The sequence below is a fragment of the Photobacterium atrarenae genome (assembly GCF_024380015.1).
Lineage (GTDB): Bacteria > Pseudomonadota > Gammaproteobacteria > Enterobacterales > Vibrionaceae > Photobacterium > Photobacterium atrarenae.
The window spans coordinates 1485974-1506509 of record NZ_CP101509.1; the positions used below are offsets into that span (position 1 = coordinate 1485974).

The window sequence follows — 20536 nt, forward strand, 5'->3', positions numbered from 1 at the left end:
TGTTTGTGTGAATAGAAAACAATCAATTCAGGATGGTTGGAAGATAATGTCGCCTGTTAAGGGGCAAATAAGATTTGCAATGGCATTATCGGTGTTGAGTTCGTTATCCGTCTTGGCCAGTTTATACGCCCTGGCTCTTGCTGTGGAAGTGATGGTAGACAGCAATCAAGCTTGGCCGACAGTTGAAATTGTTGCAGCAACTTTCTGTACTATTTTGGCTTATGTACTTCGGTTACGTTCTTTTGCTGTGTCTCATCGTGCGGCATTTCGTTTGGAAACGATTCTAAGAACTCAACTAAGTGAACACCTTGCGAAAGTTTCGATGGGGTATATACAACAATTAGGCGCAAGTAGGCTAAGTAAGGTGATTCAGGATGATGTAAAAGAACTTCATGTGTTTGTTGCAGACAGTACACCGCTCTATGCCAGAGCCTATGCTGCACCAATAATGACGCTTATTGGGTTGTTAGTTCTTGATTGGCGACTGGCAGCCGCAACCGTTGGTCTGCTGGTTGGTGGTTTTCTGGTTCTTGGCATAGCAAGGCGTGATCACGGGGATCTTTCAAAGCGTTATATGGAAACTCGTGAGCAGGTTAGTGCGGCTGTTATTGAATATGTGCAGGCGATGCCAGTGGTAAGAACCTTTGATACTGGTTCCAGTACATTTGGCCGCTACTATGAGGCGCTTGAGGCGTATCGTGAAATTGTTGTTAGTTGGTATCGTAGTGTAAGTTTTTCTTCCCGCTTTTCTATAGCGTTGCTTAATCCTATGCCGACTTTGGTTTTGTTACTGTGGGCTGGTGTCTGGCTTTTCTGGAATCATGAACTTGAGTTTTCCACATGGTTAGCCACTTTGCTTATTGGTACAGGTATGGCGGAATCAATGATGCCTCTGATTTCACTTCAGCATTTGGTTGGTAAAGCGAAGATCAGTATTACCCGGATAAACCATGTATTAAGTGAAAAGCCACTGCTTCAGCCCGATAAAGAACATATTCCTCAAGGCTGGGATATTTGTTTTGACAACGTAAGTTTTCGATATACAGAAGATAGTGGTGATGTCTTGCGAAATGTTAGTTTTGCAGTAGGCGAGGGGACAATAACAGCTTTAGTGGGTCCATCTGGTGCAGGAAAAACAACAATTGCTCGCTTATTACCACGTTTTTGGGATGTGAGCGAGGGCAAGATCACCATTGGTGGTGTAGATGTGAGAAATTTAACGTCGGAAAGATTGATGCAATATGTTGCATTTGTTTTTCAGGATACTTTTTTGTTTGCTCAAAGTATTGCAGACAATATTCGCCTAGGGAATCCGAATGCAACGATGGAAGAGATAGTTGAAGCTGCTAAATTTGCTCAGGCCCATGAGTTTATAATGCAGTTGCCAAATGGTTACGATACTTGTGCCGGTGAGCGTGGGACATTTCTTTCTGGTGGTCAAAAGCAACGAATCACTATAGCACGTGCAATTCTTCAGAACCGCCCAATTCTGGTACTTGATGAAGCGACTGCATTTGCTGATCCGGAAAATGAAGCCTCGATTATTGAAGCGCTGGCTGCCTTAGTGAAAGGAAAGACTGTCCTTATGGTTGCTCATCGTTTAACCACAATAAAGGATGCCGATCAAATCCTAGTTTTTGATAAAGGAAGCCTTGTTGAATCAGGTAAACATTGTGCTCTGATTAGTGATGACGGGACTTATGCTCGTTTGTGGCGCAGTTATGAACGCTCACAGGCGTGGACGTTTAATTCCGAGTCGAAAACGAGTTCTGTTGGTAGTCGTGCTTTTTTGCCTGATGAAAAAAAGTTTGTGGAAGCGGAAGCTATTTCAGTGAATCTTTCTGTGGAGGATGCTTAATGAGCCATTCAGAACAGTATGATAAAGACGAAAGTAATCTTTTGTCTTCTCACTCATTAAGTTGGTGGGAAATTTGGAAGCGCTTGATTGAAATTAGTCATGTTTATGGTCCCAAATTAGTGCAGAGCATGTGGTTGCTGGTTTTGGCTGCTTTGCTACAGGGAGGGGCTTTGGCATGCATAATGCCGTTATTTGTGGCTGTTTTTACGACTCAAGATGCTCAGCTTGTCTTTTTTTGGCTTGGGGTGATGACGGTATTGATGTTATTGAGTTCTGCTGCAAGATGGGGAGCGCAAGGTTTCGATTTTCGTGGTGACATGGCACAAAATACCCATCAGTTACGAACTCGTTTAGGGGAGAAGCTTCGGATTGTCCCATTAGAGACACTGAAAGATAAACGTGCGGGTGAGGTTAATGCAACCCTGCTGGGGAATGTCGATGAAAATATGGCTTATACATTAACTATCGCTAATATGCTGCTTAATGCTCTGTTGTGTCCATTCGTTGTTGCTGTGTTTACGCTTTACTACGATTGGCGATTGGGATTACTGCTAATGCTCATTTTTCCAACCTTGATTCCTCTTTATCGCTGGTTGGCACCTCGTTTCAGTCGGGGAGTTGATAATTATGTGGCAGCACATCAGCAAATGAATGCAAATATTCTTGAGTATACGCAAGGTATTCAAGTGATGCGTGCAACAGGATGTGTCGGGGAAAAAGCAGAACGATTACAGGAGAGCCTGGCTTATTTAGAAAAAGTCCAAGTTGAAGGACAGGAAAAAGGAACAAAGCCGAACTTATTAATTTCAAGTGTGTTTGAACTGGGGATGCTATTTGTATTTGGTTGTGGAGCATACTTAGTGACCAAAGGTGAAACGGATCTTGCTGTTTTGGCTGCATTACTCGTTGTTATCGTCAGGTATGCTGAACCTCTATCATCATTTATCGGCTATACAAAGATTATTCACTTGGTGGAAGCTTCTTTGGTTCGCATTGAAACATTGCTAAAAGTAACCGGACTGCCGCAATTACCACCACAAGAGCCGCAATCCTATGATATAGAATTTGAAAAAGTTGATTTTTCATATCAGGGTTCCAAACATTCTGATTTGAAAGAGTTTGATTTAAAGATACCAGCGCGCAGTATGACTGCGTTAGTCGGCCCTTCAGGCGCTGGGAAAACGACAGTCACGCGGTTGTTGATGCGTTATGCGGATCCTCAGAACGGATGCGTGAAGATTGGCGGTGTTGATGTTCGAGCTATTCCTGCAGAATCTATCAATCACTTGATTTCAGTTGTTTTTCAGGATGTGTATCTGTTTGATGATACGATTTTGGCTAATATTCGAATGGCACGTCCTGAAGCTAGTGAACTGGAAGTGCAACAAGCAGCTATCGCAGCGAATTGCCATGATTTTATTCGTAGCCTGCCTCAAGGTTACCATACTCGTGTTGGCGATATTGGCTCTAGGTTATCAGGGGGAGAGCGTCAACGCATTAGTATCGCCAGAGCTATTTTGAAAAATGCGCCAATTTTAATTTTAGATGAACCCACCGCTGCACTTGATACTGAAAGTGAGGTGGCTGTTCAGGCGGCGATTGATCATTTGATTAAAGATAAAACGGTAATTGTAGTTGCCCATCGTTTATCGACCATCACATCGGCAAGTAACATTGTTGTTGTGGATCAGGGGATGCTTGCAGAGCAGGGAACACATCATGAGTTACTTCGCAAGCGAGGAAGATACAGTGTAATGTGGCAGGCTCAACAAAGAGTTAAGCATTGGCACTTAGCAGAGGGGGCCTGATATTTTTTGTGACGAAGGTCCTGTTGTATAAGGCGATGCGACAGGACTTTCTCAAAAAGATAGTAATTATGTAGGTCCATCTATTTTATTTTGTGCTTTTATCCTTGTTTGCGAAGATGTTTCAAGTCTCTTGGCTTAACTCCGTAATGTTTAAAAAATGTAGAAGAGAAATGACTCGTGTTGTTATAGCCAAGGTTTTGAGCAATGGTAGTAATTGGCATATCACTATTAATAATCGAGTGATAGGCTTTTTCCATTCTACACTTAATTACGTATGCATAAGGGCTTGTGTTAAAAACGGATTTAAAGTCTTTTTTTAGTTTAAAATCATTAGTACCAACTAAACGAGCAAGAGTTGGTAACTTAGGAGGGTTAAGTAATGAGCTTTCAAGAATGTCTCTTGCTTTGTATACCCTATGCTTTTCCTTCTCATTGATATTAGAGTCGGGGGTTGGCTGGCTAAACATAGACTGGATGCTTAGAGAAATTAGTTCATACGCTTTCCCTTGTAAGAAGACTTGTTTGATCATTTCCGTGACTGGAGGGTTTAATAGCATGTCTACGCATTTTTGCATGAGGAGGTTATTTGTCATGGGAATGCTCATGTAACCTTTTGCTTGATTCGCATTGCAGTTTTCAATATTGCAGTTTTCAATAATAGTATCGAATTCCATAAGGTATTTTCTAGGAAAACATATAGATACAATCTTTAAATTCTCTGTAGGGGAAAAGTGTGCTGTGCCGTCGAAACTGCTATGACAGCATAGACTTGCGCTTCCTGGTGTAGCAGTGCTTTCATAATTACAGAGGTTAGATTTTGTTGTAACCGTGCCTTCTTTTACAAAAGCCAAAGATAAGTATTCACGATTATCCCGAATAGGAATTTCAATTTCTTGATATATGTGGCCCTCTAATAAAACAATTTGGATTTCAGAAAATAAGTAGGTTGAAATGTTTAATACAGATTTTTTAATTTGAATCGTCTGATGGTTTTCAGAGCCTTTATTGAAAACATCGTTCGATAGGCATTGCAGTTTATCAATATCCAAACATGTGTTTTCAGTATCATGAGAGGTGTGTTTTTTCATATTGTAGTGACTCTGCTTCTTTATTCTGAGCACGGCAAGATCGCGAACGCACATAGATCATACTTTTTAATTCTATTCGATTGTAAAGGGATAGAATTCTGGATTTTCTTGGCCTGCACATCACTAAAAGTGTGATTTAGATCTGTTCATGTTCTCACCCTGGTACTCTGAGTATATCATTGTTGATAATGATTATCATTTTATAGCTAGTGGTTTTTTTTTACAATATTTTGTCTTGACCCGAATTCAGATAACAAGTGCGACACTTCATGGGTCGGAATACCATATCACTGACGTGGTAGCTCAGGGGGGCAGAAGTTAAATGAAAGTGATTTAACTTCTAATGACAATAATGACAATAATGACAATAAAGAAAATAAAGCAGGAACAACGGTGGAGGATTCAGTGCGGCTGAAGCTGCTTGTCGTTCAATGCAACGCTCTCGACACCGCGCCATAGGTCATTAAAAACCGATGGAGTAATGCGGTGCCCCAGGTGTCATGCAAGCGACTCTCGAGTACGGCTTCGTTGCCGGGCAAATACTCCGGATGATTGATGAGCCAGGTGACCATCGCAGACCAGCTCATCCCGATGTGGGCATGGGTTGAGTAAGTCCAGTTATTGTGCTTGAGCAGATAAAAGGGCTCTGATGGACTACTGGCGAGCGGGAATGAACCGGCAGGTTTTCGGCTGATGGCTTGTCGACTGAGTGACCAGCTCCAGTTTGTGGGCGAAAGGCCGGCCGTTAAGCTGTCTTGGCGACTGGCACTTACGTCGACGAAATGAAGCCCCGCGGTACACTTGCACGTCCCTCCCGTACTTTCGCCGCCAAGCGCTTCGACCAGATAATGGTGCGCATCACCGAACGCAAACAGGGGGCGCCGTCGATGGGCGACTGCTTTTAACCAGGTAACTAAGTGTTGCCGGAAACGGTGATAGGCCTCGCGATGCCACAATCCGCAGATGATAAAACACGAGTAGTGGTCAATATTGATTCGCTGCAGTTCTTCCAGGCTGTGAATGACAACAAATGGGTCCGTCTCGTGGAGGAGTGTTTCAGTCCATTGACGCCCGACAAGATGAGCCACCTCAGCAGGTGGCTCGTCAAGTCGGATAATGGCAATCGGGAGTTGATGCATTGTTCCCACCATGACAACTTACGCTTCAGAAGTCAGGTCGTAAAAATCGACGGATGAGTTGTAGACAGGTTTGACGATCCCGACCCGAATGGCAAAATCACCAAAATCTTCATTTGGCTCACCTTCTTTCGACCATTGGCCAATGTAGCCATCGAGTAAAGCCAGGATCTTGTCAATCGGCATGTTGCTCTGGTGTAGTCGTGGGATACGGGTCCCCATGACATTGCCGCCGATATAGAAATCGTAACGATTGAGGGCACGCCCAACTAAGCCGACTTCTGCCAACATCGCCCTGCCGCAGCCATTTGGGCAGCCGGTGATACGAAAGACAAAGGGGTGTTCAGTCATTTGGTGCTGTGCCATCATGCGGTCAATTTGGGCTGAGATTTCCGGCAATGCCCGCTCTGCTTCTGCCATGGCCAGTGGGCAGGTTGGGAAAGAGACACAAGCCATGGCGCTTTTGCGCTGTAGGCTGACGGTATCGTCGATCAGCCCGTATTCGCGGGCGATCTGATCGATCTCTTCTTTTTGCTCCGATGGCACGCCGGCAATGATCACATTCTGGTTCGGGGAAAGGCGAAAATCCCCCTGGTGGATCTGCGCGATCTTGGCCATCCCGCGCTTACGTGGTTTCTCGGGAGTGTCAATCACTCGGCCGCTGGGGATAAACAGGGTGAGGTGATGTCTTCCGTCAACGCCTGCAGTCCAGCCAATCCGGTCTCCGCGGGCCGTAAATTCGTAGGGGTGAACCGGGGAGAATTTGACGCCTGCACGTTGCTCAACCTCTTGCTTGAATGCCTCCACCCCGACGCGATCCAGCGTATATTTGGTTTTCGCATTCCGGCGATTGGAGCGGTTCCCCCAGTCGCGCTGGGTTGAAACGACGGCCTCGGCGACTGCCAGCGTGTGTTCGGTCGGAATAAAACCGAATTCGCTGGCCATCCGTGGATAGGTGGTTTTGTCGCCGTGGGTCATGGCCAGGCCACCCCCGACCAGAACATTAAAGCCGAGCAGCTGATCACCTTCGCCGATGGCGACAAAACTTAAATCATTGGCGTGAACATCGACGTCGTTCTGCGGCGGGATCACGACCGTGGTTTTGAACTTACGCGGCAAGTAGTTGTTGCCTAAAATGGTTTCCTCTTCTTTCTCGATGGAAACCTTTTCACCGTCCAGCCAGACTTCAGCGTAGGCATTGGTTTTGGGCAACAGGTGCTCCGAGATCTTCTTGGCCCATTCATAAGCGGTTTGATGCAAGGTGCTTTCAATCGGGTTCGAGGAACAGAGGACGTTCCGGTTGACATCGCCAGCGGTTGCTCGTGAATCTAACCCAAGCTGATTCAACAGCTTGTGGACCGGTTTGATGTCATGTTTGAGTACGCCGTGCAGCTGAACGGCCTGGCGGTTGGTGACACGGATGGATTCATATTGGGTATTGGTGGACGCAAACTCATCAATGCCAAGCCACTGTTTGGGTGTAATAATCCCGCCCGGTAAACGAACGCGCAGCATCACGGTATGCAACGGCTCTAGTTTTTGTTTGACGCGTTCGGCCCGGATGTCCCGGTCGTCCTGCTGGTACATGCCGTGGAAACGGATCAGCTGAAAGTTGTCGCTTTCAAAGCCACCGGTGATCAGGTTTTGCAGATCTTCCGTAATGGTGCCCCGTAATAATTTACTTTCTTGTTTTAGTCTTTCGTTGTCAGAGAGTTTTTCATTGCTCATCGTGATAGTCCATTGCCAGATTATATTGCTCACCGGTGCGTCAATGCACGGCACCGTCAAGAAAACTATCACTCGCTGTTGAGCGGAAACAGGTACAGATGGGTGTGAAAAATGGCATAACAGATTGTTTTTAATAACCGTTTGGAATTTCTTAAAACCAGAGTCGTTGAATCAGGCGAAATCCCCGCGAAATTAATGAGATATAGTTCTTATTTAGTTCATTTCTTTATATCAATAAGCATGAGGTTGCTTATTTAAATAAAATTGAGAATTATTATCGTGTAATATCCATTCATCATCGGATGGTGTTCAGGCTGGGTTTATGAGTATTCAATTTGGGTTTATCTATTTTTTCCTGTTAATGGTCGGGGCCGGGCAGTCGATTGTTTTTGCCATATTTCCGGCTCTATCCCGTGAATTAATGATGACGGAGCTGCAAGCTGGTTTGGTGATCAGTGCTGCGGCATTGATGTCATTTGTCGTGTCTCCGTTCTGGGGACGCCGGGTGGACAAAGCAGGCAGTAAGTCATCCCTGATCCAGGGTGTTGCAGGTTATGGTTTCTTCAATTTGGCATTTGCCGGCGTGCTCTGGTTGGCGATAGACACGACCATGTCCGTTGTCGCTGTCTTTCTGCTATTGGTACTGATCCGCTGCTTGTTTGCCTTTTTTACGGCTGCAATTTTGCCTGCGGCGCAAACCTACTTGATCGCTCACACTTCCGCTGAAGAGCGTCCGGCAAAAATGGCGATGATCGGCATGATGTTCGGACTCGGGATGATCCTCGGTCCTGCGGCAGGGAGCGCGCTGGTCTCGGTCGGCATTCTGGCGCCGATTGTGCTGAGTGCGTTGATTATGCTGTTGCCGCTCCCCTTTGCGGCCAGGCATTTGCACGAAGCGCCCGTCATTCAGAAACAGCAATTCGAAGGGGCTGGAAAGATCCGTTTTCGTGATGCCAGAATTCGTCCGTATTTCCTGCTGATGCTGACGGTCTATGCAATTTTCTCTGCAATTCAGCAAACGATCGCGTTTTCTTTGCAGGATTTATTGTCCTTTGATGCCGTCACGACTGCGCAATGGGTTGGTATCGCGTTTATGATCTGTGCGGTTGCCTCAGTGATTTGCCAAGGGGTGATTATTCAGAAGTGGCAGTTTAGTGGTCAGCAACTGATCGCGATTGGACTCGTGTCGATACTGATTTCGCTGACGGTCTTTATTGCCGGGCAAGGGGTAGTGGCCGTGGTGATAGCGTTCGCGGCCCTGGGCGTTGGCTTCGGATTTGTCTATCCGGGCATTGTCAGCAAAGCATCTCTGTCTGTCACCGGGCAGCTTCAGGGACAAGTCACAGGTGCGCTCCAGGCGGCAATGTCTCTGGGATTTATCGTCGGTCCCCTGATTGGCGCGGGGCTCTATGCCGAGATCGGGCAGTGGGTTTATGGGGTGCTGCTCTGCTTGCTGGTCAGTACATCACTTTATGTCTGGTTTAATCGGGACAAAAGCGAAGAATCTGAAGTGCTGGTGTGAATGATGTGGTCATCAACGAGAATCCCGTCCTATCATTCATGCTCAAAGCGGGTCTTTAATGCATGAGGCCCGATGAACAATGTTGAAGTGGGCAAACGTATTGAGTTGACTTTTTAGCGACATATCTTTATCAAGCATGTTTTTGTATTTCTTGTGAAGATTGTGATGTTGTCATCTCTCCCGCCACTTGTAACCCTATCGTTTGCTATTGTCTTAGAAGTGTTGGCGACTTCGTGGCAGCCCAGAACCAATCAGTTTACTGCGGTTGTGCCCACCGTCGGCGTCTTGCTGGGCTATGGTCTAGCGTTTTACCTGCTGTCTCTGACGGTCCAGAATATGCCGCTGGGGATCGCTTATGCGATTTGGTGCGGCGCGGGGATCGTACTGGTCGCGTTGATTGCCTGGTTATTACATGGCCAGAAGTTGGATGGGTACGCGATAGTCGGCATTGCCTTGATTCTGCTTGGCACCGTGATCATTAATGTATTCTCGACGGCGATCGATCATTAATCGGCACACAAACAAAAAAGCCCTGACGTGAACAGGGCAATAATACCAATCGCAGTAAATAACTGGTCATCCTAGCTTGTTAAAATGTTCGATAACTGCGTTAGAATTTTTGATTGTAGAATAACTACTTATCTAAAAATTCTGCCTTGTTCTCAAACATTTTTCCTGCGCTATTTCTGATCACTTACTTACTTTGATTGGTATAAACAACATCAACAAAGGTAGAGAATGGGGTTAGGCGTGCTTTTCAGCGTAAGCCGGGCTGTTGACCCAGTTGTGGTCTTCTTCCCAGGTAAAGAGCCATTTTCGGGTCGGCCCGGCCATGACGTTCAGGTAGTAACTGTCGTAGCCGGCCAGGGTGGCTACCGGGTGATAGCCTTTCGGCGCCATCACCACATCCTTGTTGTACACGGCCATTGATTCATCCAGCGACCGGTCATCGGTATATACCCGCTGCATGCAAAAGCCCTGGGAAGGATTCAGACGGTGATAATAAGTTTCTTCCAGATAAGTTTCGTGTGGCTCATTATCCTGATCATGCTTGTGGCTTGGGTAGGAGCTGGTGTTCCCTTCATCGGTATAGACTTCCACCACCAACAAGCTATCGGCCGCTTGGTCATCCGGCAGGATGTTATGAACATAACGCTGGTTATTGCCATGGCCGCGTTGCTCGGCGCTGATAGCATCCGGAGCGATTAAGCGGGTCGGGTAGGTGCCTTTTCCCGGTGCCTGACAGACCGCCAGTTCCAGCGTCGTATTGGCCACCACGGCATAACTTTCCCCCTGCGTCACATACACCGCGTAAGGCTTTTTGCGCTCAAACGGACCCATGCGATCCCCGATATTTTCAAAGGTTGCAGTCGGAGTGCTGATCGTCGCTTTACCAGCGATCAGCACCAGGCAGACTTCACACTCAGAGGCCGGCATGTCGATTCGTTGGCCAGCTTCGAGTTCAAATACCTCAAATCCGACATATTTCCATGCTGCAGATGCGGGGGTAATGTGCTGCGTCCGGCCTTGTGCGTCGGGCGCATGATATTTTGATAGTAACTTGGACATCCTGGACCTCTGCTTGCGTGGGGCTACGGGCACCTACGCTTCCTGTTAAAGGGTATGATCTGATTTCAAACTTTCATTTAATCTACCATGTGGAATTTTTATTTCAACTCTAGGCGATCATGAAATTACGAACATGTCGCACTCACTGCAAAGCATCAGGCGCATTTCGGTGATGGAGCGCAGCGAGGTGCCAGTTGCCAGTCAGACGCATGAATCCTTGATGCTGGATGGACAAGTACATTGAAGGCCGACCCGGATCACAAAAGAAGTTGATATTTCATAATTATCTTGAAATGAAAAAAATGTTCCATATAGTGATTTTAATCAAGTGAAACGATCCCTCGGATGAGGCAGAACCGGCTTCGACAGGCAATCAGAATGGATTCTGCCAGGATATGATTTATTGGAGAGACAGTGGTATGAGCACCTTACGAATGACGACCGCCCAGGCGCTGGTGAAGTTTATGAATCAGCAATATGTCGAAGTGGACGGTGAGCAGCATCGATTGATCCACGGCGTGTTTACCATTTTCGGGCACGGGAATGTTGTTGGTTTGGGCCAGGCACTGGAGCAGGATGCCGGCGAACTGGTGGTCCATCAGGGCTGTAACGAGCAGGGCATGGCCCACATTGCGATGGGGTTTGCCAAGCAGCACAAGCGTAAGAAAATCTATGCTGTGACCTCTTCGGTTGGTCCGGGTGCGGCGAATATGGTCACGGCTGCTGCAACTGCCACGGCAAACCGTATTCCGGTTCTGTTTCTGCCGGGAGATGTGTTCGCGACCCGCCAGCCGGATCCGGTGTTACAGCAGGTCGAGCAATATCATGACAATACGATCAGTACCAATGACTGTTTCCGTCCGGTGTCGCGTTACTGGGATCGGGTGTCCCGACCGGAGCAATTGATGTCGGCGATGATCAATGCGATGCGGGTACTGACGGATCCGGCAGATGCCGGTGCAGTTACGGTCTGTTTGCCGCAGGATGTACAGGGAGAAGCGTACGATTTCCCTGAGTATTTCTTCCAAAAACGGGTGCACCGGATTGAGCGCCGTCCTGCAACGGAAGCCATGATTCAGGAGGCGGTCGAACTGATCCGCCGCAAGAAGAAACCGATGCTGATTTGCGGCGGCGGGGTTCGCTACAGCGAAGCGCATGAGGCATTTCGTCAGTTTGCCGAGCAATTCAATATCCCGTTTGGCGAAACGCAGGCGGGCAAAAGTGCCATTGTCTCCGATCATGAACTGAACCTGGGCGGCGTGGGAACCACCGGTGGCCTGGCTGCCAACCTGATTGCTAAAGAGGCGGACCTGGTGATCGGGGTCGGGACCCGCTTTACCGATTTCACCACAGCCTCGAAATCTTTGTTCCAGCACCCTGAGGTTGAATTCCTGACCCTGAACGTGGCTGAGTTCGATGCTCATAAACTGGATGCCACCGCGGTGGTGGCCGATGCCCAAGTAGCGCTGAGTGCGATTGGGCAGCAGCTGGCCGAGGCTGGCTATCGCAGCAGTTACCGTGATGAAATTACCGACGCCAAAGCGACCTGGAACGCAGAACTGGCGCGTTTGTTTTCGGTTGAATATCAGGAAGGGTTTTCCCCTGAGATTGCAGGCCAGCTGGATGACAAACTGCCGGAATACAGCGATGCGCTGCAAACCCGCCTGACCCAGACCCGGGTGCTGGGATTGCTGGATCAACACCTTGAAGACGATGCAATTATCGTCGGTGCGGCGGGCTCGCTGCCGGGTGATCTGCAACGGGTCTGGCAGCCGAAACAGCCGGATACCTATCACATGGAATACGGTTATTCCTGCATGGGCTATGAAATTGCGGCATCCGTCGGGGCAAAAATTGCCCGTCCGCAGCAGCCGGTTTACGCGATGGTCGGCGATGGCTCCTACATGATGTTGCACTCGGAGCTCCAGACTGCGATCCAGGAAGGGCTGAAAATCACGGTGTTGCTGTTTGATAATGCCGGTTTCGGCTGTATCAATAATCTGCAAATGAGCCAGGGGATGGGGAGTTTCGGTACGGAAAACCGCCATCGCGATCCGGCGACCGGCGGCATGACCGGCAACCTGGTGAAAGTCGATTTTGCCAAGAATGCCGAAAGTTATGGCTGTAAAGGGTATACGGTTCACACTGAAGCCGAGTTGCTCGCCGCGCTGGAAGATGCCAGACAACAGCCGGTTTCAACCCTGATTGATATTAAAGTGCTACCGAAAACCATGACCCATGGCTATGAGTCCTGGTGGCGTACCGGCACCGCCCAGGTGGCCGAGAATCCGGACGTGGTTGCGGCGGCAGAATCGATTCAACAGGTGCTTGAGACCAAGGCACGGCAGTATTAATACTTGCGATGGCAGTGAGGGGCGGTGAGCGCTGCTCATTTGCGTCAGGCGATCACAGCCCTGTATTCAAGCGCGTTGCTGAATACAGGGCTGTTTTTTTAGGCCGTTGTTGTCTCAGTTCGCATGGTGAAATGCACATTTCATTTTAGGCTGTTTCGATGAACTGCCGTTTGGCTTCGACATCGGGTGGGAAGGCCGGAGCCGGGTGAACCAGGTGCCTTCCGGCCAGTGCCAGCCAAGGCCCGTAACAACGAGCGGTAGACGGAAACTTCCTGTGAGATCACATAACGAAATGCTTGTTTTTAAATTGATTGAAAATAAAACAAATATTTCGTATAAATGATGTATCGAAACAAATGGTGCTTTGCAGTCACCCAGCGTGAAAGCAGAGGCAACCCGGTTGCTTGTGCTGGCAGGCATTCAGGACCCACACGCCGCTGGTGTAAGGCAGGAGCTGTTAAGGAGCTATGGAAGTGAATACCGAAAAAAAGTTTGATGTGATTTGTATGGGCCGGATCGCGGTCGATTTATACGGTCAGCAGATTGGTGCCCGACTGGAAGATATGGGCTCATTTAACAAATACCTGGGCGGTTCATCGGGCAATGTGGCGTTCGGCACGGCGCGCCAGGGGCTGAAATCGTCCATGCTGGCCCGGGTCGGGGATGAGCATATGGGTCGATTCTTGCGTGAGGAGTTGGCGCGGGTCGGTTGTGACACCAGCCACCTGATCACCGATAAAGATCGTCTGACCGGCCTGGTGATCCTGGGCATCAAAGACGAAGATACGTTTCCGCTGATTTTCTATCGTGATAACTGCGCGGACATGGCAATCACCAGTGAAGATTTTACTGAAGAGTACATTGCTTCTGCACGCTGTCTGGCGATCACAGGCACCCATTTGTCCCACCCGAAAACCCGTGAAGCCGTGTTGACCGCGCTGAAATATGCCCGTCGCAATGGCGTTAAAACCGCGCTGGATATTGACTACCGCCCGGTACTCTGGGGCCTGACTTCACTTGGTGACGGCGAGACGCGTTTCATCGAATCAGAGCAAGTCACAGCACAACTGATGGAAGTGCTCGGGCTGTTTGACCTGATTGTCGGTACCGAGGAAGAATTTCATATTGCCGGAGGCTCGACTGATACTGTCGAAGCGCTGCGTAAAGTACGCGAAGTTTCCCAGGCTGAATTTGTCTGTAAGCGCGGGCCGCTTGGCTGCTCAGTGTTCTCTGGCACGATCCCCGATACCCTGGATGAAGGGATCACGGTTCACGGCGTGCGCGTCGATGTACTGAACGTGCTGGGGGCCGGTGATGCATTCATGTCCGGTTTGCTGCGCGGCTACCTCAACGGTGAAAGCTGGGAGCAGGCATGTGCCTACGCCAATGCCTGTGGGGCGCTGGTTGTTTCCCGTCACGGCTGTGCCCCGGCGATGCCAACCAAGATTGAACTAGATAACTACCTCGCGCGTGCTGAAGCGGTGCCGCGCCCGGATCTGGACGCTGAGCTGAATCATCTGCACCGGGTCACGACCCGCGATAAAGCGTGGGATGAACTGTGCGTGATGGCGTTTGACCACCGGATCCAGTTTGTCGATATGGCTCGTGCTGTCGGTGCCGATGTGTCCCGCATCAAACCGCTGAAACAATTGATCCTCAAAGCCAGCCAGGCCGTGGCGGAAGAAGCCGGGTTGCAAGGCAAAGCCGGCTTGCTGTGTGATAGTACATTTGGCCAGGACGTGCTCAATGAAATTACCGGCCAGGGCTGGTGGATCGGCCGACCGATTGAGCTACCGGGCTCGCGTCCGCTGGAGCTGGAGCACGGAAACATCGGCTCTCAACTGGTCGACTGGCCGCTGGAGCACATTGTGAAATGCCTGGTGTTCTTCCACCCGGAAGATGATCACCCAACCCGATTGCGTCAGGAAAGCAAGGTTAAAGAAGTTTACGAGGCCTGTTGTAAGTCCGGCCATGAACTCTTGCTGGAAGTGATCCTGCCGGCCGACATGGAAAGAAGTGATGCGCTCTATCTTCGGGCCATGCAACGCTTCTACAACCTGGGCGTGAAACCGGACTGGTGGAAACTACCGCCGATGTCGGCACAAAGCTGGCAGCAGGTCTCCGATCTCGTCGCCGAGCGCGATTCTTTCTGTCATGGCGTGGTGCTGCTGGGGCTGGATGCGCCGCAGGAGGAGCTGAAAGCCGGGTTTGCAGCCGCTGCGGATCAGCCGCTTGTGAAAGGATTTGCAGTCGGGCGGACCCTGTTTGGTCAACCGTCCCGCGAGTGGCTGGCCGGCAGTATTGATGATGACCAACTCATCCAGCAAGTCAAAGCCAACTATCACAACCTGATCACCCTGTGGCGTCAGCGCGGCCAGGACTAATATCAAATCGAAATAAAGGAGTTTCACCATGGCTGTTCAACTTGGAATCAACCCTCTGACCTGGACCAATGATGATTTACCGACGCTTGGCGCGGAAACGCCGCTGGAAACGTGCCTGACGGAAGGCAAGCAGGCGGGTTTTGCCGGATTTGAGCTGGGCAATAAGTTTCCGCGTGAAGCCAGCGTCCTCGGTCCAATCCTGGCCGGGCACGATCTGCAGCTGGTCTCTGGCTGGTATTCGCTGGAGCTGCTGACACGCTCTGTTGAAGAAGAAATTGAAGCCGTACAGGGTCACTTGACCTTGCTGCGTGAACTGGGTGCGACCGTGATGGTGGCTTGTGAAGTCACCGACTGTATCCACGGCGCGCAGGACACGCCGGTCCATCTGCGTCCGCAATTCCCGGCAGAGCGCTGGGAAGAGTACGGTCGCAAGCTGACTGAATTTGCCCGCTATACCCAAAGTCAGGGCGTTCAGATTGCCTATCACCATCACATGGGCACCGTGATTGAAACCGCGGCGGATGTCGACAACCTGATGCAACACACCGGGCCGGAAGTCGGTCTGCTGCTTGATACCGGCCACCTGACGTATGCCGGAGCCGATCCGGTGGCCGTCGCCAAGCGCTGGGCCGATCGGATCAATCACGTTCACTGTAAGGACATTCGTCCGGATGTGCTGGCCGATGTTAAAAACCGTAAGCTGAGTTTCCTCGATTCCGTGCTCAATGGTGTTTACACCGTTCCGGGCGATGGTTGCATCGACTACCCGGCTGTGTTTAAGGTTCTTAAAGAACACAACTATAGCGGTTGGCTGGTGGTGGAAGCCGAGCAGGATCCGGCTGTGGCAAATCCGCTGACCTACGCGACGCTGGGTTACAACAACCTCCACCAGTTCGCCAAGGACGCCGGGCTGTTGTAAGCCGGATGATCCAAAGATTGAGTTAAAAAAGCGCCGGATGGCGCTTTTTTTTTCGCTTTTCACATCGGAAGGAAGGATAAACATGATCGTGACGGACCCCTGGTTTTATGTCACTGCGGTCCCGGCGGTGTTGATTTACGGTATCGGCAAAGGCGGGCTGGGCGGGGCGCTCGGTATTATTGCGGTGCCGCTGATGGCGCTGAGTGTATCGCCCGTTCAGGCGGCTGCGATCATGATGCCGATCCTCTGTGCGATGGATTTCTTTGCCGTTCGCCAGCATTACCGTCATGCCGACCGAGAGCAACTGAAGCTGATGTTACCGGGATCTCTGGTGGGTGTAGTGTTGGCTGGTCTGCTGATGGGCGTGGCGCCTGAATCAGTATTGAAGTTGCTGATAGGCGGCTTGTCGCTGTTTTTCTGCCTGCAATATCGGATGAGCCGGGAAGCACCCGAACCACCTGCGGGAGGAGGGTTCAGTCAGGTCAGAGCTTGGTTCTGGAGCCTGCTCAGCGGCTTTTCCAGCACCACAATCCATGCCGGTGGCGGGCCTGCCAGTATTTATCTGCTGCCTTTAAAACTGGAGAAGGTCACCTTGATTGCCACCATGGCGGTGCTTTTTGGCCTGGTGAACCTCGCCAAGCTGGTCCCTTTTACGCTGTTGGGGAAATTCGACAGCGTGAATCTGATGACGGCGCTGGTGTTGATGCCCCTGGCTCCAATTGGGGTGAAAACCGGGGTGTGGTTGTTGCACCGGATCAGCCAGGATTGGGTTTATCGCTTGTGTTACCTGTTCTTATTTCTCTCCGGATGCAAGTTACTGGTCGATGGCTTGGCCGGATGAGGACGCGCCGGGCAATGTTGTCATGCTGACGGCTGTTCAGTGCCATCCAGGCTGGCAGATGAATTTGAATCAATGGAATGACGCGGCTGAAAAATAAACGGGGTTTCAATAGATGAAATGGTTATTTTGTTTTGCGGGCGTTTTGTGTTCCATTGTCTTCTTGGCCGCAATGGTCATTGCGGCCAATATGCACCTGGTTTAAATGGGTGGTTTTGAAAACGCTTTATTCATCGAGTTAAGCGAATATTTAGTGATTAAAGGTGTGAGCAGCATCCTTGTTTTTTACAGGATCACTCCCTTTCTACGGAATAATGTTACCTGGCAAGCAAAAATGAATGTTTCGTTTTTATTTTTGATGAAATAAAAATTTCCACTTGGTATATTCTTTTTATCAACTGAGTCATCACTTGCTTGCGCACTCAAGGCTTGAAGCGACCCTGAAACAGGAACCGTCAAGGCGGATACAGCAAGGATGAAACGGACGAGACAAACTGGGTTCTGTTTATAAGGAGTAGTCATGTACAACATTGCACTGTTCGGCGCCGGTCGAATCGGCCAGGTTCATGCTGTCAATATTGCCGATCACAAGGAAACGCAGCTTTATTCAGTGATTGACCCGTTTTCACCCGGGACTGCAGCACTGGCCGAGAAATATGGCGCCAAGCAGCAAACGACGGAAGAAGCGCTGGCGGATCCGAATGTACACGGCGTGCTGATTGCCTCAGCAACGGATACACATGCGGAGCTGATTGAGCTGGCCGCCAAAGCCGGAAAGGCCATTTTCTGTGAAAAGCCGGTGCATTTGGATATTGAGCGGGTGCGCAGCTGCCTGGCAATCGTTCAGCAACACCAGGTGCCGTTGTTTGTCGGTTTTAACCGCCGCTACGATCCGCAGTTCCGCAAGGTGCGTGAAATGCTCAGTACCGGTAGTATCGGTAAAGCCGAGTCCTTACTGATCACCTCCCGCGATCCGTCGCCACCACCGGCAGAGTACGTCAAAGTGTCCGGCGGTATGTTCCGTGACATGACCATCCACGATTTCGATATGGCCCGCTTCATCATGGGCGAAGATCCGATCTCTGTGTATGCCCAGGGCAGCAACCTGGTGGATCCGGCCATTGGTGAGGCCGGTGATATTGATACCGCCTTTGTGGTGATGAAGTTTCCGTCCGGTGCGATGGCCACCATCTCCAACAGCCGCCGTTCCGGTTATGGCTATGATCAGCGCATCGAGCTGCACGGGGAGAAAGGTCTGCTGACTGCGAAAAATATTCATGAGAATGCGGTAGAGCAGTGGGGAGAGGCCGGCTGCGTGGCTGCGAAACCTGAGCACTTTTTCCTTCAGCGCTACGAGGCGGCCTACAAAGCAGAATGGGCGCACTTTGTCGACGTGCTGGCTGGTCGCGCCGAGCCGGAGTGTAACGGCAACGATGGTGAACAAGCGCTGCTGCTGGCAGACAAGGCCATTGAATCCATGCTGAGCGGTAAAGAAATTAAGTTATAACCAGCTTCGCGGGCTGCACAGGCAGCCCGCACTTTTCAATTCAGATCCAATCACACCAGTGCCAACGGACTTGCCAACGGACTTTGGCTTTGGAAAAGCGTGTTATACAAGCTTGGAGGTATCATGCTTGCTTTTCTCTCGTTTATGGGATTTACCCTGTTTGTGGCAGGGTTTGCTTACTATAAAACCCGCAATGCCCATCTCACGGATTCCGCGGAAGGTTATTTTCTCGGCGGGCGATCGCTGACCGGGGTCTATATCGGCGGCTCCATGTTGCTGATGAATTTATCGACTGAACACCTGGTTGGCTTGAACGGCCTGTCTTTTCGAACCGGCTTTATCGTCATGGCCTGGGAAGTCATGGCGGCGATGACCATTGTGCTGTTTGCCATCTTCTTTTTGCCGCGCTACCTGAAGCTGGGGATCTCGACGATCCCGGAATATCTGGAGCGCCGTTTTGATAAACAAACTCTGACCATCACCTCCATCCTGTTTCTGGGCATGTATGTGATTTCGCTGTTGCCGATTGTGCTCTATACCGGTGCCATCGCGTTGGAGAGCCTGTTCCAGGTCTCGCATGTGTTTAATGTCGATAAAGACACGGCTATGTGGATCATGGTCTGGGGTGTCGGCGGAATGGGCGCGCTGTACGCCGTCTTTGGCGGTATCAAAGCGATTGCCGTGGCGGATACCATGAACGGGGTCGGTTTGATTGTCGGCGGTTTGATGGTGACCCTGTTTGCGCTGGCTTACGTCGGCGACGGCAACGTCTGGTCCGGATTGGTTGAGGTATATCAGAGCCACCCGGAGAAGTTTAACTCTATCGGCGATCAGGACTCGCTGGTGCCGTTCTCGACCTTGTTTACCGGCCTGATCATTTCCAACATGTTTTTCTGGTGTACCAACCAGTCGATCGTGCAAAAAGCGCTGGGCGCGAAAAACCTGGCGGAAGGGCAGAAAGGGGTGTTGCTGTGCGCCTTCTTTAAACTGATGATCCCCCTGATCATCATCTTGCCGGGCATCATTGCCTTCCACGTGTTCCAGGGACAAATCGATAACCCGGATCATGCCTATCCAAACCTGGTCCAACTCGTGTTGCCGGAAGTGCTGGTGGGCTTTTTCGCCGCTGTGGTCGTTGGCGCTGTGTTCTCCACCTTCAGTGGCGGCCTGAACTCCTCGGTGACCCTGTTTACGGTCAATATCTTCAAGAAGTCGCTGAAACCGAATGCGACCGAGGCGGAAACGGTGAAACTGGGTAAATTCCTCGGTCTGGGGCTGGCGTTGGTGTCGATGATTGTCGCGCCGTTGGTGGCCAATGCGCCGGATGGTCTGTTCTACCTGATCCAGCAATTGCAGGGGATTTTCAACTCGCCGATCCTCAGTGTGGTGCTGGTCGGGCTGCTGACCAAACGCGTTCCCGCTATCGCGGCTAAGTTGGGCTTGGTGTTCGGGATGTCCGCTTACATCCTGTTTAATTTCGTGGTGAAGATCGATATTCACTTCTTCCACCTGGTCGGCCTGCTGTTTGTGATCAACGTGCTCTTTATGCTGATTGTCGGTTACTTCTATCCGCAACAAGCTTATGAAGAAGTGTATACCGAACAGGTTGATATCAAGCCCTGGTCAATGTCGCTGCCGGTTTCTGTGTTGATCACCCTGGGCTCTGTCTCCATGTATATCTTCTTGGCCCAGAACGTACCGGGTTGGCTGATGAATGGGTATTACATTCTGGCTTCCGTCGCCCTGGCCTATGTGTTCTGGTCGATTGGTCGTGAGCTGATGAAAAGCCCGCGGATGGTTGCCCGTACTTAACCAGAGTCGGCAC

Annotated in this window: 14 protein-coding genes; 10 read left to right on the forward strand and 4 right to left on the reverse strand. The window is 50.2% G+C overall.

Translation table 11 applies throughout. The features are described 5' to 3' along the window. The first annotated feature begins 7 nt into the window (after positions 1-7). Both NNL38_RS22660 and NNL38_RS22665 read left to right on the forward strand, forming a co-directional pair. Positions 8-1858 (forward strand): ABC transporter ATP-binding protein, encoded by a 1851-nt coding sequence (locus NNL38_RS22660; protein WP_255391132.1) that lies wholly within the window; start codon positions 8-10, stop codon positions 1856-1858. Further along, entirely contained in the window at positions 1858-3666 is a 1809-nt protein-coding gene (locus NNL38_RS22665; protein WP_255391133.1) for an ABC transporter ATP-binding protein, read from the forward strand. Before NNL38_RS22660 ends, NNL38_RS22665 begins: the two co-directional genes overlap by 1 nt. Before the next feature lie 98 nt (positions 3667-3764). Here NNL38_RS22665 and NNL38_RS22670 read toward each other — a convergent pair whose 3' ends face one another. The 3 genes from NNL38_RS22670 to cysI form a co-directional block, all read right to left on the reverse strand. Continuing rightward, the gene (locus NNL38_RS22670; protein ID WP_255391134.1) at positions 3765-4754 is read right to left on the reverse strand and encodes an AraC family transcriptional regulator; all 990 of its coding nucleotides are present in this window, start codon (positions 4752-4754) and stop codon (positions 3765-3767) included. 428 nt (positions 4755-5182) lie between these two features. Next, positions 5183-5893: a type 1 glutamine amidotransferase family protein gene (locus tag NNL38_RS22675; protein WP_255391135.1), complete on the reverse strand. Its 711-nt coding sequence runs from the start codon at positions 5891-5893 to the stop codon at positions 5183-5185. A gap of 18 nt (positions 5894-5911) precedes the next feature. Then, positions 5912-7618 carry an assimilatory sulfite reductase (NADPH) hemoprotein subunit gene (gene cysI, locus NNL38_RS22680; protein ID WP_255391136.1) on the reverse strand — a complete coding sequence of 569 codons (1707 nt, stop codon included), beginning with the start codon at positions 7616-7618 and terminating at the stop codon, positions 5912-5914. A gap of 322 nt (positions 7619-7940) precedes the next feature. On the opposite strand from cysI, the gene NNL38_RS22685 reads away from it, so the two are divergent. Both NNL38_RS22685 and NNL38_RS22690 read left to right on the forward strand, forming a co-directional pair. After that, positions 7941-9140, forward strand: a complete 1200-nt coding sequence (locus NNL38_RS22685; RefSeq protein WP_255391137.1) for an MFS transporter — start codon at positions 7941-7943, stop codon at positions 9138-9140. A gap of 165 nt (positions 9141-9305) precedes the next feature. Continuing rightward, complete coding sequence (locus NNL38_RS22690; RefSeq protein ID WP_255391138.1) at positions 9306-9650, forward strand: DMT family transporter; 345 nt, start codon at positions 9306-9308, stop codon at positions 9648-9650. 234 nt (positions 9651-9884) lie between these two features. On the opposite strand, the gene iolB is transcribed toward NNL38_RS22690, so the two are convergent. After that, on the reverse strand, positions 9885-10709 hold the full coding sequence (iolB, locus tag NNL38_RS22695) for a 5-deoxy-glucuronate isomerase (protein WP_255391139.1): 825 nt from the start codon (positions 10707-10709) through the stop codon (positions 9885-9887). Between the two features lie 419 nt (positions 10710-11128). Between iolB and iolD the strand changes: the two genes are divergently transcribed. From iolD to NNL38_RS22725, 6 genes are all read left to right on the forward strand, one after another. Next, positions 11129-13063, forward strand: coding sequence for a 3D-(3,5/4)-trihydroxycyclohexane-1,2-dione acylhydrolase (decyclizing) (gene iolD, locus NNL38_RS22700; protein WP_255391140.1), 1935 nt, complete (start codon positions 11129-11131; stop codon positions 13061-13063). A gap of 473 nt (positions 13064-13536) precedes the next feature. Then, positions 13537-15447, forward strand: a complete 1911-nt coding sequence (locus NNL38_RS22705; RefSeq protein WP_255391141.1) for a bifunctional 5-dehydro-2-deoxygluconokinase/5-dehydro-2-deoxyphosphogluconate aldolase — start codon at positions 13537-13539, stop codon at positions 15445-15447. A 28-nt stretch (positions 15448-15475) separates the two neighbouring features. Continuing rightward, positions 15476-16366 (forward strand): myo-inosose-2 dehydratase, encoded by an 891-nt coding sequence (gene iolE / locus NNL38_RS22710; protein WP_255391142.1) that lies wholly within the window; start codon positions 15476-15478, stop codon positions 16364-16366. Positions 16367-16448: 82 nt separating this feature from the next. After that, entirely contained in the window at positions 16449-17207 is a 759-nt protein-coding gene (locus NNL38_RS22715) for a sulfite exporter TauE/SafE family protein (protein ID WP_255391143.1), read from the forward strand. Between the two features lie 517 nt (positions 17208-17724). Continuing rightward, positions 17725-18711, forward strand: coding sequence for an inositol 2-dehydrogenase (iolG, locus tag NNL38_RS22720; protein ID WP_255391144.1), 987 nt, complete (start codon positions 17725-17727; stop codon positions 18709-18711). A gap of 123 nt (positions 18712-18834) precedes the next feature. Further along, complete coding sequence (locus NNL38_RS22725; RefSeq protein ID WP_255391145.1) at positions 18835-20523, forward strand: solute:sodium symporter family transporter; 1689 nt, start codon at positions 18835-18837, stop codon at positions 20521-20523. Positions 20524-20536 lie beyond the last annotated feature (13 nt).

Bases quoted from the DNA above. Each gene is read 5' to 3' on its own strand.
- NNL38_RS22665 (WP_255391133.1), top strand. From the start codon at position 1,858: ATGAGCCATTCAGAACAGTATGATAAAGACGAAAGTAATCTTTTGTCT.
- NNL38_RS22670 (WP_255391134.1), bottom strand. From the start codon at position 4,754: ATGAAAAAACACACCTCTCATGATACTGAAAACACATGTTTGGATATT.
- NNL38_RS22675 (WP_255391135.1), bottom strand. From the start codon at position 5,893: ATGCATCAACTCCCGATTGCCATTATCCGACTTGACGAGCCACCTGCT.
- cysI (WP_255391136.1), bottom strand. From the start codon at position 7,618: ATGAGCAATGAAAAACTCTCTGACAACGAAAGACTAAAACAAGAAAGT.
- NNL38_RS22685 (WP_255391137.1), top strand. From the start codon at position 7,941: ATGAGTATTCAATTTGGGTTTATCTATTTTTTCCTGTTAATGGTCGGG.
- NNL38_RS22690 (WP_255391138.1), top strand. From the start codon at position 9,306: ATGTTGTCATCTCTCCCGCCACTTGTAACCCTATCGTTTGCTATTGTC.
- iolB (WP_255391139.1), bottom strand. From the start codon at position 10,709: ATGTCCAAGTTACTATCAAAATATCATGCGCCCGACGCACAAGGCCGG.
- iolD (WP_255391140.1), top strand. From the start codon at position 11,129: ATGAGCACCTTACGAATGACGACCGCCCAGGCGCTGGTGAAGTTTATG.
- iolE (WP_255391142.1), top strand. From the start codon at position 15,476: ATGGCTGTTCAACTTGGAATCAACCCTCTGACCTGGACCAATGATGAT.
- NNL38_RS22715 (WP_255391143.1), top strand. From the start codon at position 16,449: ATGATCGTGACGGACCCCTGGTTTTATGTCACTGCGGTCCCGGCGGTG.
- iolG (WP_255391144.1), top strand. From the start codon at position 17,725: ATGTACAACATTGCACTGTTCGGCGCCGGTCGAATCGGCCAGGTTCAT.
- NNL38_RS22725 (WP_255391145.1), top strand. From the start codon at position 18,835: ATGCTTGCTTTTCTCTCGTTTATGGGATTTACCCTGTTTGTGGCAGGG.